Annotated in this window: 10 protein-coding genes and 2 pseudogenes; 8 read left to right on the top strand and 4 right to left on the bottom strand. The window is 50.9% G+C overall.

The genetic code is table 11. The annotated features are described in order from the left end of the window. Nucleotides 1-143 precede the first annotated feature (143 nt). The 5 genes from CKL79_RS12815 (at nucleotide 144) to CKL79_RS12795 (ending at nucleotide 7,656) form a co-directional block, all read left to right on the top strand. Entirely contained in the window at nucleotides 144-1,187 is a 1,044-nt protein-coding gene (locus tag CKL79_RS12815; protein WP_121969969.1) for a lysylphosphatidylglycerol synthase transmembrane domain-containing protein, read from the top strand. An 89-nt stretch (nucleotides 1,188-1,276) separates the two neighbouring features. Next, complete coding sequence (locus CKL79_RS12810; protein WP_121969968.1) at nucleotides 1,277-2,707, top strand: hypothetical protein; 1,431 nt, start codon at nucleotides 1,277-1,279, stop codon at nucleotides 2,705-2,707. A 292-nt stretch (nucleotides 2,708-2,999) separates the two neighbouring features. Next, nucleotides 3,000-4,523, top strand: a complete 1,524-nt coding sequence (locus CKL79_RS12805) for a glycosyltransferase family 39 protein (RefSeq protein ID WP_170944053.1) — start codon at nucleotides 3,000-3,002, stop codon at nucleotides 4,521-4,523. Nucleotides 4,524-4,950: 427 nt separating this feature from the next. Next, the gene (locus CKL79_RS12800) at nucleotides 4,951-5,901 is read left to right on the top strand and encodes a glycosyltransferase family 2 protein (RefSeq protein WP_121970002.1); all 951 of its coding nucleotides are present in this window, start codon (nucleotides 4,951-4,953) and stop codon (nucleotides 5,899-5,901) included. Nucleotides 5,902-6,135: 234 nt separating this feature from the next. Beyond that, nucleotides 6,136-7,656: a glycosyltransferase family 39 protein gene (locus CKL79_RS12795; protein ID WP_121969966.1), complete on the top strand. Its 1,521-nt coding sequence runs from the start codon at nucleotides 6,136-6,138 to the stop codon at nucleotides 7,654-7,656. 284 nt (nucleotides 7,657-7,940) lie between these two features. On the opposite strand, the gene CKL79_RS12790 is transcribed toward CKL79_RS12795, so the two are convergent. Then, on the bottom strand, nucleotides 7,941-8,549 hold the full coding sequence (locus CKL79_RS12790; protein WP_121969965.1) for a DUF2808 domain-containing protein: 609 nt from the start codon (nucleotides 8,547-8,549) through the stop codon (nucleotides 7,941-7,943). Between the two features lie 302 nt (nucleotides 8,550-8,851). Between CKL79_RS12790 and CKL79_RS12785 the strand changes: the two genes are divergently transcribed. The 3 genes and pseudogenes from CKL79_RS12785 to CKL79_RS12775 form a co-directional block, all read left to right on the top strand. Continuing rightward, on the top strand, nucleotides 8,852-10,663 hold the full coding sequence (locus tag CKL79_RS12785) for a tetratricopeptide repeat protein (RefSeq protein WP_121969964.1): 1,812 nt from the start codon (nucleotides 8,852-8,854) through the stop codon (nucleotides 10,661-10,663). A gap of 105 nt (nucleotides 10,664-10,768) precedes the next feature. Continuing rightward, entirely contained in the window at nucleotides 10,769-12,202 is a 1,434-nt protein-coding gene (locus tag CKL79_RS12780) for a cytochrome P450 (protein WP_121969963.1), read from the top strand. Nucleotides 12,203-12,408: 206 nt separating this feature from the next. Continuing rightward, a pseudogene (locus CKL79_RS12775) lies at nucleotides 12,409-12,600 on the top strand (ISAs1 family transposase); the annotation flags it as partial. 244 nt (nucleotides 12,601-12,844) lie between these two features. Here the strand turns inward: CKL79_RS12775 and CKL79_RS12770 are convergent. The 3 genes and pseudogenes from CKL79_RS12770 to CKL79_RS12760 form a co-directional block, all read right to left on the bottom strand. Then, nucleotides 12,845-13,560 (bottom strand): annotated as a pseudogene (locus CKL79_RS12770) (IS1 family transposase). A 118-nt stretch (nucleotides 13,561-13,678) separates the two neighbouring features. Further along, on the bottom strand, nucleotides 13,679-13,969 hold the full coding sequence (locus tag CKL79_RS12765) for a serine hydrolase (protein WP_121969962.1): 291 nt from the start codon (nucleotides 13,967-13,969) through the stop codon (nucleotides 13,679-13,681). A gap of 165 nt (nucleotides 13,970-14,134) precedes the next feature. Continuing rightward, entirely contained in the window at nucleotides 14,135-14,707 is a 573-nt protein-coding gene (locus tag CKL79_RS12760; RefSeq protein WP_121969961.1) for a hypothetical protein, read from the bottom strand. Nucleotides 14,708-14,745 lie beyond the last annotated feature (38 nt).

Below are 14,745 nucleotides of genomic sequence, written 5' to 3'. Positions count from 1 at the left end.
CGATATCCGTCTTTCTTGGTTGTCAGGCTTCGGCATTTTCCTATGTATTCACCTAGTAGTATTCTTCACTGAAGATTTCGCTCTCGCACAAATTCTCAAGCTAATGGATCAGAGCTAATGAATCAGCCAGTAGAGCAATCGCCATGAAGAGAAAATCAGGTCTGCATTTCATCCGCATTGTCGTTACTACGGCACTGCTCGTCTATGTTTTTCACAAGGCAGGGCTGTTAACGGTTAAGGGATGGCAAGATCTATTGGCAACCTTTTCTCGGGCTAATTTATGGCTCATTTTAGTGGCTGTGTTGCTTGTCCCTCTGATGGATTTTGTCAGCTCAGTTAAGTGGTACTATCTGGCTCGTGCTTGCGGTCTGAAGGTGGGGCTATGGCGACTTTATGCCTATTACATGGTGGGTCGTTTTTTCAACTTGGTGCTTCCTAGCAGTATTGGCGGTGATGTCATTCGTATTAACGAACTGGGCAGATATACAGGGCGCTATGCCGACTCAGCAGCCGTTGTTTTTGTCGAGCGGTTTAGCGGCTTGGCGATGCTGGTGGTGTTGGCTGCGATCGCCGTAGTCGTCAACCTACAGATGTTCAATATGCCCTGGTTAACCGCTACGCTCCTTATCGGCGTAATTGGGGTCGCGTTCATCTGCTGGATAATCATTGACGCCCGCCCGTTTAACCTGATTAACCGGTACTTCACCGGCAGAGGGCCTAGTCGCAGACTGGCTTTCGTACCTGCCTTTCTTAAGAAAATAGGAAAGTTTAGAGAGGCCGTCTTGGTCTATAAAGATAAGCCCGAGGTCCTGTGGCTAGCCACCTTCAACTCCCTATTATTTTACTTTCTAGCGGTTTGTAACGTATGGGTGAGTGTGTTAGCTTTCGACAACAGCATCAGCTTCATCAGTATGTTAGTGGCAGTGCCCATCATGATGTTTATCATGAATCTACCCTTTTCCATTGGTGGCATTGGCCTGACGGAGTTTGCCTATAGCTTTACCTTGGGTCTATTCGGTATCAATCCGTCCGTCGCCATCTCTGTCGCCTTGCTGATGCGCCTTAAGACTCTACTGGCAGCCGGTCTGGGCGGGTTAGTCTACCCGCTTGTGAGTGAAGGGATGGCGTCTCCTCAGCAAATGGCTAGGACAGCTGCACCTTCTTATGAAGATAAACGCAACCCTTAAGATAATATGCGCGTAAACTGATCCGGTAAATTAATAGAAATCCTACTACGTCAAACAAATTTAAAGAACCGTTTTTTAACGCAATTGGCATGAAACTCTGGAAGCTTCTGACTCTATTTGTCATCAGCATTGCTGCTGTGATAGCCCTGGCAATGATGCGCCCAGCACTCTACCCTTCACCAGATATTTCTGAAGCCCTAGCTGCTCGGTTTGAGGAAGGCTGTCTCTTGCCCGATCAGGCACCTCATCCAGTCTGGGAATGTTACGAAATACCCGCTTCTGGAGCGCCTCATCAGACGGTGAGTATTCGACACGAAAGTGGCGAGCAGCAGCAGGTATTGACTTTTCAGGAAAACGATCAAACTAAGTTTCGCTTTACGCCTACTCAGAAAGGTGTTTGGACATTCAGCACAGGGGGAGACATCGACATTGATGCTGATAGACCCGCTTATGCCAAAGGCTTTGTCGCTGCTGAGGGCAGCAAGTGGATCCGATCAGCGACTGGCAAAGCTTTTGTGCCCCAATATGTAATGTATGACAAACCTGATATAGATGCTGGGCTCGACGAATTCATCGACGGTCATGGCTTTACCGGTTTTCATATTACTAACCTAAGAGACTTCATAGAAAATCCGGGCTACTTCGAAGCTGTTGCTTTAAAGACCTATCGCCATGGAGGAGTCACTCACTTCTGGATATGGGGAGATAAATCTAGAAATGAAACCCCTTCTACCTATGGGGTAGATGCTGATTTGCTCTATACCGAAATTGTCGCTAGGCTTGCTCCCATTCCTGGTTGGACGGTCAGCTACGGATTTGATCTGTTTGAGTGGGCTAAAGCAGAAGAGATAGAGCAGTTTCGGGCGAAGCTACAGGCGGACTCTAGCTATCACCATATGATCGGCGGTAGAGGACATAAAAACGAATACAAAGAGATTAGCTCGAAATTGGACTATGTTTCGTGGGAGTGGCACCGTCCTAGCTACGAGGACTACCGGGATCACTTGAAAGAAGCTAATCAGCGCCCTGCTTTCTCTGAAGATCGCTTTCGTTTTCGGGTACCTACTCGATATCCGGAGAAAGATTACGACATTGAGCTAACTCGCCAGGGGCTTTGGGATTCGGCTATGGCGGGCGGCGTTGCCAATATCTGGGGATACAAGCCCGAAGGTAAAGAGTTTTCTGAGCCTTATCCCAACAAAGAAGAGATTAAAACCTACAGTAGGTTTATTGACAGCGCTTTTTCTGTCGGCATGACGCCCGACAATGACTTGATCAGCGATGGCTATTGTCTAAGAGATAGCGATCAAGCCGCGATTTGCTATTCGGAGCAGCCAGAAACCCTGCAGTTCAATCTGAGGGAAATTGCCGCTCCTATGCAGATAGTCGCTGTGGATACGCGATCGCCTTACGAAGAAATCGAAGTAGTCGCACCAGAGGCAACTTTCGACTGGCAACCGCCGTATGAGTCGGACTGGGCGTTTCGAATTTCAGCTCAGGCAGAGGGCGATCGCACTTAAAGCGTTTAGCCGCGTAGAAATTTGGTGGATAGCCCTGTTACCAGAAGATACAGTAGAGCCACGGCAGCAGTTCTATAAAGACTGCATAAAGGTAATCAAGATTAGGGGAAAATACAGAGGTTTGACGGTAGCGTTGGTTAAACAAAAAACTCAACTGAAAATATCTATCTGAACGCTGAGCTGAGCTTCCTTAGCTGTTGTTAGCCAGAGAAGTCACCGTTCTAAGAGACGTTCGGCAGATATTTTGAGGAGAGCATTTGCACAGCGACAGCATTCTTAGATGCGGGGATCTATGACGACAAATAGGCTAGAGCCAGCGCCCTCTCGCGTGAGTACTAAACCGGCCTATCGCTGGCTACCAATTTCTCTGATTCTCGGCGCTGCTGCTTTCCTGTTTACCTATCGCTTAGGGCAGGAGAGCCTGTGGACTGACGAGCTGTTCAGCGTACAGGATGCTGCCGGCAGTCCATTCGCAGTCTATAAAGAAAACCAGCTACGTCCCCTTTACTACCTTTTATTGAAAGGCTGGATGGCTTTCGGCAGTGGTGATGCCTGGCTGCGATCGCTCTCAGTTGTCTTTGCTGTCATTAGCGTTTTCTTAATCTATCGACTTGGACGCCGCCTAGCCGGAGAGTCCGAAGGCTTAATTGCCGCCCTACTGCTGGCAACATCACCGCTCTTCATCAACCATGCTCAAGAGGTGCGGATGTATGTCGTGAGCCTCTGCTTAGGATTAGCAGGCACTGTCTGTTTGACCGACGCGCTGCTGACTGAGCGGTCTCAGCAGCCAAGCCAGAGAGCGATCGCAGGCTGGTCTTTATTTAGGCTGCTGGCCATCTATACGTTTCCGCTCAATCTCACGCTGCTTTTGCCAGATGTGATCGCAATCTGGCTGCGCTTTCGCAAAGAGCGCCAGATTCTGACTAGTTTTGGCAAATGGCTACTGTTGCTGTTTGTTCTGTGGTCACCGTCTGTTTTATCGGTTGTGCAGGAAGCGGCTGCCAACACCACCTACGCTGAGAAGCGGCTAGCCTATTCAAAACCACCAGGGCTCGGAAATCTGGTGTACCCGCTCAAATTTTGGATGGTGTGGCCTTTTGTCGTTCAGGGCAGCAAAGTTCTACACGTGCTCTATCAGTTGTTTACCTTGGTGGTGGCCGGGCTGGTTGGCGCGGGCCTGATCCGTAAACACAAATCGCCCACCCTATTACTCACTGCCGGTTGGTTCGTTATTCCGCTCATCCCCATCGTCGCCTTTTCTCTATTTTCAGCGCAGATTTGGGATAGCCGCTACGTGCTTTTTGTCAGCCCCTATCTCTTTATTTTGATGGCGGCAGGCTTTACTCGTCTGTGGCGGCAGTGGAGAAGCGGAGCAATTGTAGCAATTGCTATCTACTCAGTCGCCATTAGCGGAGCGCTAGCCGATTACTACACCGTACAAAACCGCGCAGACTATCGGTTCAACCTCGAAACTGTTGAACAGTACGAACAGCCAGGAGATGCCATTATCTGGGGCTACCGGTGGGAGAATGCCTTAGATTATTACTACGATGGCGCTGCTGATACCTATTGGCGCAACGTGCAAGATGTCGATACGGCTGATGGGATCGAGCAGTGGGTCAGCCAGTTTCCGAAAGGGTACAAGCGCTGGTGGGTAGTCATAAACGATCCCAAATCACTCAGTACCGAGGTCGAAAACAGGCTTAAAGCCGCTTACAATATCGAGCAGACTTTTAGCTATGAGCAACGCTCTAGTGTCATGCTGCTTGCCCCGCTAGATAAATCATCAAAAGAATCTCCAGCGAAGCCAAATTGATGAGGCCAGCTTCTTGAAGCAGAACTCTAGATACCTCACATATCGTTACGAACAAGAGATGCAATAAAGGCAAAAAACAATTCTATAAAGACTAAATAAAGCTGATTATCTAGTCCTAGAGATAGAGGAGTTTAGCGTTAGTGTTGGTTGAAAGAACTCCTAGCAAATGTGCTTAGAGCTTTTCTGAAAACTGCCAGAGAGTCTATTCGAGGATCGCGTAGTCAAGGCGCACGCCTGACTCAGACCGATTTTTGAACCTCAGGCCGCTTCTCAGCTTAAGCCATTTAAACCAGACCCACTTAACCAAACTATAGGAACTCAGCCCGTGGTGACTTCTCTATCTGATGCAAAAGTGCCCAGTGCTCTTAAGCACAACCCCGCTCTAGCAGCCGTTACCAACCCTTATGGAAACCAGGCTTCATCTCAGATTGCGCTCTCGATTGTAATCCCTATTTACAACGAGGTCGATACGCTGCCTCACTTAATTAAGCGAGTAGAACAGGGTGTTGCCGACTACCCTGATCGCTATGAAATTATTTGCGTAGACGATGGCTCTCAAGATGGTTCGACTGATCTCCTGAGGCAGTTAGCGGCAAACCATAATCATCTGCAGGCGATTATCCTACGGCGCAACTATGGCCAGACTGCAGCGATGGCCGCCGGTTTTGAAAATGCTCAGGGCCAGGTAATTGTCACGCTAGATGGCGATCTGCAAAATGATCCTCAAGATATTTTACCGCTTTTAGCTAAGCTCTCCGAGGGCTATGACCTGGTCAGTGGCTGGCGCAAGAACCGGCAAGATGCGGCTCTGACCCGGCTGTTGCCTTCTAAAATTGCCAACTTTATCATCGGCAAAGTCACTGGGGTAAAACTGCACGACTATGGCTGCTCGCTCAAGGCATACCGAGCTGAGCTGGTTGCAGATATGAAGCTCTATGGCGAACTACATCGCTTTTTACCCGCGCTAGCCTTCATTGAAGGCGCTAAAGTCACTGAAGTGGCAGTGCGCCACCATGCGCGTAAGCACGGCAAAAGTAAGTATGGCCTGGGAAGAACTTTTCGTGTCCTCATGGACTTGTTCACTGTCTCATTCATGAAGACCTTCCTAACTCGACCGATGCATGTCTTTGGCAGTTTAGGTATGGCCTCTATAGGGGCAGGGTCTGTATTAGGGCTCTATCTGGGTTTTGTAAGAATAGTGCTGCAACAAGGGATCGGCGATCGCCCACTGCTGCTCTTAGCAGTCGTGCTCTTTCTAGCGGGCGTTCAGCTATTCTGCGTTGGTTTACTAGCTGAACTGCTAATGCGCACCTACCACGAGTCACAAAATAAACCCATTTATCGCGTCAGAGAGCGAGTCGGCGGCAGACTGATCTAGCTCCAAACTGGGCAGAATAGGAGGGTGCTGGCAACTTTGCCCTCAGAAGAAAAAAGCTGACGAAAGCTGGCACTCGCGAGACAAAATGCTCTCAAAGGTACTTGCAAGACCAGGCAACTAAGCATCGCCTGGATTGACATAATTATGTGCTAATTGAGAAGCGAATTATCATTCAAACAACTTTTTACAGGCATATGCCCTTGGCGGGTAGCGATCGCCTGGGATATACACATTATGACTATCAAAACACCGCCATCTCCTTACGGCTCTCGGATAAAGCCGCGATCGCTTGATCGCTGGCTACCTATTACTTCTATTCTAATAGCTGCTACGGTTTTGTTCACCTACCAGCTAGAAGGTGAGGGGCTCTGGCTAGATGAGCTAACTAGCATACAAGATGCTGACCAGAGCCCGCTGGCTGCCTATAGAGAAAATCAGCTGCGGCCGCTCTATTATTTTCTGCTGATGTTCTGGATGCGCTTTGGCAGTAGCGATGCCTGGCTGCGATCGCTATCGGTGATCTTCGCTATCGTCAGCGTGTTTCTGATATACCGGCTAGGGCGTCGCCTGAGTGGGGAAGCAGAGGGCCTGATGGCGGCGTTGCTATTGACGGTTTCGCCTTTATTTATCAACCATGCTCAAGAGATTCGGATGTATGTGTTGAGCTTGTGCCTGGGTTTGGCAGGCACCCTGTTTTTGACGGACGCCTTGCTCACTGAGCGGCCTCAGCGCCCGAGCCAGCGGGCTTTAGCGGGTTGGTCGCTGTTCCGTTTACTGGCGATTTACACGGTGCCGCTCAATGTCACGCTGCTCTTACCTGATGTGCTGATTATCTGCCTGCGGTTTCGTCGGGAGCGGGCAGTACTCTTCAGCTTTGGTAAGTGGCTGTTGCTTTTGATAGTGTTATGGTCGCCCTCTATTTTATCGGTCGTTCAAGAATCTTCGCCCTCTTCTAATTTTGCTGCTCATCATTCTGATGCAGCGCCGCCAGGACTAGGCCGGTTGATCCGCCCGCTCAAGTTTTTCACCGTGTGGCCCTTCGAAGCCCAAGAGAATGCGATCGCTGCTCTCTTTTATAAGGTGTTTACCCTACTGCTATCTGGGCTAATAGGAGCCGCCCTGATTGGCAAACACAAATCGCCTGCTCTGCTATGGGTCACGGCCTGGTTTATTTTGCCGCTATTGCCCATTGTTGTGTTTTCCTATATCTCAACGCCAATTTGGGTAAATCGCTATCTTCTCTTTGTGATTCCTTACCTTTTTATTTTACTAGCCGCAGGATTTACTCGCCTTTGGCGGCAGTGGAAGATCGCTGCTGTCGTCATGGGCATAGCGTATTTAATCGCGGCGGGCGGCGGGCTAGTACACTACTATACGGTGCAAGAACGTCCAGACTATAAGTTTAATATTGCCACCATTGAGCAGTATGAACAGCCAGGAGACGCCATCGTTTGGGGATACCACTATTTAAAGCCCCTGAATCGCTACTACGATGGCGATGCCGATATCCTCTGGCGTCCGACTTACGAAGTAGAAATGCCTGCGGATGCACAGCAGTGGGTGACTCAGATGCCGCTGGGATATGATCGCTGGTGGGTGGTGATTGACTATACTGAGCCCATCAAAGATGAGTTTAAGGGTGCTATTGCCGAAAGCTATCGTATTGAAGAAATATTTGACTACGAGCGCGGCTCGCAAGTGATGCTGCTCACGCCTCTGAACAGTTCATCGACCCAATCAGCCGCAGATTCTTAGTCTTTAACGATAAAGTATAGCCGTCGTCGGATGTATACTCGCAGAGAAGGCTACGCCTACGTACGACGGCTAGCCACTTAGCCCTCAGCACACGACGGTTCTAGCGATCGCTAATGTAGTGAGCCAATTGGCCAAAGCTATAAATAGCACAGGTAAGAAAGCGCAAAGCATTTACAGTGCTGGTCACTTTGCTGAGGTACATCACATCGGCTGAAAACCTTATGTTGAAACGGGCAAAGTGACTCGCGGTTCCCGAATGCGTCCAGGAACCGCCATAAGTCACTCTAATGAATGCCAAAGCGTCGTCTGCCTAGCGATTCTCTTTCGTAAAAATTTAGTCGCCCCAGACCAACGCGCTGACCAGCTCCGCTTATGCCTGGAGGAACTGCCGTCACCTCGTAAAGGTAAATACCGTCGCGCGGGTTGTGATGAGCTTTTAAGGCAACGGTGATCTGTCGGCCCGGCTCGACTGGCGGGTCAAATACGACGGTTATCGTTCTGTCGTCGGTATTATTTTCGACCTGGCTAAGAGTTAGAGGAGTTTGGCGATCGCCCGCTTCCAAAGCACGGGTATCACGAGTGCTATACCGAGGGTAATCTGCGCCTTCAATTTGGGTGAAGACCAATCTTTCTAGCGGCTGTGATGCCGCTGATGGAATGTCGATGGTAAACAGATATTCTGACGCGCGGAATTGCCATTTATTAGGAACGCTCACATCGACTAGACGCAGCTGTCTGGCAAAGTAAATAGGGTTAGCGTCAGCGGCGGCAGGAACTGATGGGGAATCAGGGGCTTCTTGGGCGATCGCCGGAGTCCACAGGGAAAGCACCAAAGCGACTGCACCTGTTAATAAGCCGCAGGTCAAACCAGGTCGTAGAAATGGATAATTCATAGGGCGCGCTTACCACACAGCAAATCTGACACCTACAAAAGAAGCACAGATCTAGCAAAGAAGTCCAGAACTGCGCCCACTGACAGTATACCTCGAACCCATGCGCTTACGGCCTCGTTGATCTCGACGGTGCCAAACCCGAGCTGATACAGATTGCCAAGCAGACATTGGGCTTCGGCGTCGCCTTGATGCGCTGAGGCCGTTAGTTGAGGTTTGCTGCTTACAATAGCTGTAAAGCGAGCCGATCATGGATTGGCTGTACAGGGCTTTGGCAGAGCGTTAAAAAAGAAGGAGGGCTTGAAGTGGCAGCGGGTGAATCTTTGGCAGAGCAGTATCTGGCGTTGATTGATGGGATCGTGCAGCAGACGCTGAAGGGCAATGTGCGCTCAAAAGAGCAGGTGCGATCGCAGCTAGAAGAAGCGGTTGAGCGCGGCACGGGAGAAATTTTTGAGCGATCGCTGCTGCGCCGCATTACCGAAATCGAAGGTCAGCTAGAAGGCTCGCTTAAAGCTCCGCGCATTTTACGGGCGCTTAAAACCATTGAAGGCGAGTGGCAAAAGGGCCAGGCAGATCGACAGGCTGCCAGCGGGATTACCCTCGCTGCCGACCAGCTCTGCCAGGCAGACGCTTCAGAGCGGCCCATCGTATTTTTGAGTTTGATCGATCCTAATCAGCCCAATAGTCTCAACCGTAAGCAGCTCCAACAGCTCGCTCAGGCGCTAGGCGATACAGAAGAGTTGGCACCCTGGCAACAGGGAATACTGGCAGGGCTAGCAAGCTATGAACGGCTGGAAGCGGACTTGGTGAGCTGGCTGTATCAGCCGGCAGGTGGGGCGGTTGGGTTTGGCTCGGGGGATCGGGGCGGTCCGTGGCCAGTCTGGCAAAAAGCGTCAGTCGGACTGCCCAAGCTGCTGTTCACGGCGCTAGCTCAAGGTGAAGCCGTCGAGGCGGTGACCCGAACGGCGGTAGATGTTGCGAGTTGGGTCAATTTGGCCGTCGTCCTGCATTTTGTGCAGCGCAGTCTGATTACCTGGTTTGACAAGCAGCCCTACAGCGCTAAGGCGGGTAAGCAGCTTTCGTACAGTACGTCTCTCATTTTTGCGGCCATCTGGGGACGGCTGGCACAGGGGTTTAGAAGCAGCGGTGCGGGCTCCTACCAGGCGCTAGGTGACGGCAGCTTTCAGCTGATGCTACAGATTTTGCGGACGTTTGCTCAAAGAGATGACTTTCCGCTCTATGGCGGGGTGTTCGCTTCTTTCTCAGGAGACTATCTGCAAGATACGCTGGACTACTTCAGCGAGCCGCTCAGTCAGGTAGAGGGCACTCAGGAAAAGGCGCGGATTTTAACGCTGCTGGGCTATTCCCGGCAGATGTTGGGGCGGGCGGCAGAGGCGAAGCGGTTTTACCAGCGATCGCTAGAGATTGCCCAAGCCGCTGGAGACCTGCCCTGTGAGACGGCAGATCTGTGCCATTTAGCGCGCAATGCAGTTTTAGAAAAAGACTATGCTGAGGGCGTTGCTACCAGTCAGCGAGCGCTCATTCTGGCACGGCAGCGAGGAGACCGGATTGGCGAGGCGAATGCGCTGGTAAATCTGGGTTACGCGCAGGTGTTGCAAGGCCGGGCAACCGATGTGATTGATGCGGCGCTTTATGATGGGGCGATCGCCTATCTCAACCAAGGATTGGAGCTAGCGGTCAGGCAAGGAGACTTGCAGAGTCAGGCGCTAGCCTACAACAGTCTGGGCATTGCCTACGTCATGTGCGATCGCCCCCAAGCAGGTCTCGACATTTTGGCAAAAGGAACAGAGACTATCAATGCGTCTGCCAACATCTATCTGCGCGGGCTACATTTCTTGTACATAGCCGAAGCCCACCACGGGCTCAAGCAGACTGAGCAGGCGGTTTTCTTCAGTGTGATTGCCATGTCTCTGCTAGCGAGTGTGGGCTCAGAAGAATGGCGACAGGCCGCCGGGCTCACGTCTATTTTGCAGGGGCAGCTAGGTGAAGCCACGTTTCAGCAAACGTTAGAAAAGTACCGTCGTCAGCTGATGCCCGTTATCAGCGCCGATGGCTATGAAGACATCTCCGCGCTGTTAGAAAAATATCGGAAATAGCCGAGGCAATCTGTTGTTGGTTTCTTAAATTGTACGCGCCTATTAGAAATCTACACCCTGTCGCTTCTACTATCATGAATAAGGCCAACGACCGGATGTAACTTGATGACGACTGACGTGGTAGAGACAGCGGCTCAATCCAACCGCCCTGCGTACCGGGAGATTGATGGCCCCAAGGCAAAGGGGCTACGACGGATGCTGCGGATATTTCGGCTCATCCTACAGCCTACGGGGTACATGGATGATAACGTTCGGCGCTATGGACCGATGTTTCAAATCGGCGGAGAGAGTTCTGCGCCGCTGGTGTATGTAGGCGACCCCGAGGTCGTGCGAGAGATCTTTGCGCTTGATGACAGCAAGGTCATCACCGGACAGCAGAATAAAATTCTTCAGACTATGGTGGGTGAGCGGTCTATTTTGCTGCTGGATGGTGCTCCCCATCGAAGACAGCGCAAGCTTTTGATGCCGCCTTTTCATGGCGATCGCCTGCGTACCTATGCCCAACTCATTGTAGATATTACTCGCCAGGTCAGCGCTGGTTGGCAACCCGGGCAGTCGATTGTGGCGCGCCCGCCTATGCAAGATCTTACCCTGGGGGTGATTTTGCAAGCTGTTTTCGGCTTGAGAGAAGGCGTGCGGCTCTCCCAGCTGCAGCATCTGATGGGCACGCTGCTGGATTCGTTTGCCTATCCCATTAGTGCTAGCTTTCTCTTTTTTCCAGGGCTGCAAAAAGACTGGGGGCCGTGGAGTCCTTGGGGAAAGTTTGTTCGCCTGCGAGAAGCGGTGCAAGCGTTGATCTATGCCGAAATTCGCGATCGCCGCAACGCTCTCAGTCAACCCGGCGTGAGCCCGGACGAAAAGACCGATATTCTCACTTTACTGCTCCAAGCAAGAGATGAGAACGGCGAAGCGATGACTGATGAAGAACTCCATGATGAGATAGTCACGCTGCTTTTAGCGGGGCATGAGACCACTGCCTCGGCGATTGTTTGGGCGCTGTACTGGATTCACCATTTGCCAGAAGTGCAACAGAAGCTGCGGGCTGAACTGGCCACGCTAGGCCCCGAGCCTGACCCCATAGCGATTTCTCAACTTCCCTACCTGACGGCTGTTTGCCAGGAAGCGCTGCGAATTTTTCCGATTACGCCAACAACGTTTGTGCGTCAGTTACGCGCACCGATGACGATGGCTGGCTACCGTTTCAAAGCAGGAACCGCTCTGCTGCCAGCGACTTACATCATTCACCAGCGCCCGGATATTTACCCTGAGCCCCGGCAGTTTCGCCCGGAGCGATTTTTGGAAAGGCAGTTTGCCCCTTATGAGTATTTGCCCTTTGGTGGTGGCCACCGCTACTGTATTGGCTCTGCGCTCGCCATGATGGAACTCAAGCTAAGTGTAGCCACCTTGTTGACTGACTATCAGCTAGCGCTGCTGCATTCTCGGCCTGTTTTACCCTCTCGTAGAGGCTTGACGATGGCTCCACCTGCTTCTATGAAGCTGAAGGTGAAGGCAAAACTGGGGGGAGAGATGCCGGACTGATAGGCGATCGCTGAGCAGGTCGTGGCTCAAGACCAGCCACGGGCGCATTGAAAAGCGCCGATGCTGGAGCTTAGGCATCGTCAAAGGTCTAATCGATGCAGAAAAGTGGTCTCAGTTGACTAGCACTGCCATGGTGGAGTCGGTCAGACAGGTGAATGGGCATACTAGCTGAGAGCTTCGCTATTACGTCAGTTCGCTTTCGCCAGGTGCTCGATGTTGCCTTCTGTGAAGATGACTGCCGCATTCGTTTTGGTCATGCGCCTGAAAACTTGGCACTGCTGCGACATCTGGCGCTGAGTGCGCTCAATCAGGAGGATACGGCTAAATTGGGCATTAAAAATAAGCGATTACGGGCTGGTTGGGATAACGACTACCTACTCAAAGTTTTGGCAGGTTAAGATGCGTTTGCCCTGTCGCAGAGTAGGGTTGGCTGTACACAGAGCTAGAAAACGCTTGTGCTATGACTTCAGCCAGCGACGTTGAGAAGTATATCTACGGCTCCCTCCTGATTCCTGTCTCCTGCTCTCCTGCTCTCCTGCCTCCTGCCTCCTGCCTCCTGCTCTCCTGCTCTCCTGCCTCCTGTCTCCTGTCTCCTGCTTACTCATGACCCGATCCAGCGATCGCCCTATGTGATGGGTAGTCCTAAACAGGTAAGGACTCGTTGTAGTGGTGAATGAAGTACCAAATGGCACCAATATGATTTTCCAACTTCTTAGAAAACGACAATGTTTTACGCACTAATCTCGATACCCGTTGACGTAAGGTGCAATTAAAGCGTTCGATGCGGTTGGTTTGTCCCGTTTCTTTTCCTGCCGGGCGGTGACGTTTGCTCAGAATGACCTGCTTGTAAGCTTCCCAGAAGTCTGTGTAAGCGACAGCACACTGTCGGTAGATAGGCGGCAGCGATCGCCAGAGTCCTCGTGCGCCGACTCGACTACGCCGACCGATAAAGACCCCGACAATCTCTCCGGCTGCTGCGTCAATAGCCAGCCAAATCCACTGCTTGTTGTCCTTATTGCCGACAAAAGACCAAGCTGCGTCGCACTGAATCGTCAAGCGGCCTTTTTTTTGGCCGAACGTTCACTTGGCGGGGCACCGAGGCGTATTTTTCATTGACATACCCTTGCAGCCATGGCTCAGAAACGTTAACGACTCTAGCAATGCCAGCCATCGGAATCTTCTCTAACATCTAACAGAAGTTTATCAATCAGCGATTTCGTTTCGTCGCTAATAATCTTGTTCTCAGGGTTCGCTACGAATTGCCGCCCGCAATCTTGACAACGATGATTCTGTTTACCGTTGTGAATAAAGCCATTTTTAACCACAGCTTCAGAATCGCAACTGGGACAAGCGGGCAAAAGGGAAAACACGGAGAAGGTTTGGATTGCTACGCCTACATTATCGGGAATGGGGGAGCGATCACACATCCCCTCATTGACAGAAATATCCTTACTCGTTTAGGACTACCCCTCTCTCTTATAGCTGTAGGATAGAAACCGCTGTGAATTGCTTGGCAAGTGAACCGATCCGAAACTTGGTTTGAGGATTGTTGGGCACCTCATGCTCTCGGTTGGCCTGCCCATAGCTCCGAGCGATCGTGCCTTCCTTGCCGCGAGCGATCGCAACACTTCCTGAGAATTCACCAGCTTGGGAACAGGCGTTTAAGTAGGTATCGATCTGGGCAATTCTCTCAGAGAGCGGCTTCGCCAGCGCCTCAGATATCAATAGCGTACCTGTTGCTGAATCAACCGTTAGAGTCGTCGTCATACTGATCTCTTTGTTTGCGAAGGGGTAAAGTCTCTTAAAATCTAGCGATGCTGAAAGTAAATCTCTATAGTGAAGGTATCAATTCTATTGCTAAAGTAACGCTTGTTCATATGGCCAATATTTTTTGTAGGCCATATTGTTCTAAATTCATTTCCAAGTAACCAATTAACGGAATGCACGCTTATCAAGATCTCTTTTGAAATGGACAAGGAGATCCAAAATCATGAAAGGTGAAATTGCCCAGAAAAAGGCCGCTACCAGACCTAGTGCGAAGATTACTCCTAATTCACCGGGTGGTGGTGGTGGGAGGATAGGAGAGACGACATTTAACATCATCGGGGCAACACAAATTAACCCGACATAGGCGATCCGATAAACGGACGACCACTTGAGAAGATAAGACTGATGCTCTCTAGCTGAATAATCCCTAATGCCGCTGAGCAGCATCCAAATCATGACGGCATTGAGTCCGGTGTCCACCCACTCAAAGGCCATCAGAATCGTTGGCGGACACAGCCACCTGATAATTGCGATGGGCATGAGCACCCATGCACAGAGGCGAGCGATCGCAAACTGTTTAGACAGCCGTATTAAGCCGCCCAGCCCCATAGCGATTAGGCCATATCCAACAAAGTCTGGAAACAGATCGAACCGGCCAAAACTATCGTACGTGAAATCAAAATTTGTCAGGACAATTCCCCCAGAGATGGGAATGAGTCCTGCACCTATCTTTTTCATGACCGTGAATTCCTTTTTTAGGTTGCGCTCACGCCGCC

Source organism: Leptolyngbya sp. BC1307, from assembly GCF_002286735.1.
GTDB lineage: Bacteria > Cyanobacteriota > Cyanobacteriia > Phormidesmidales > Phormidesmidaceae > Phormidesmis.
The sequence above is the reverse complement of the archived record's forward strand: the minus strand, read 5'-3'. Positions and strand labels throughout refer to the sequence as shown.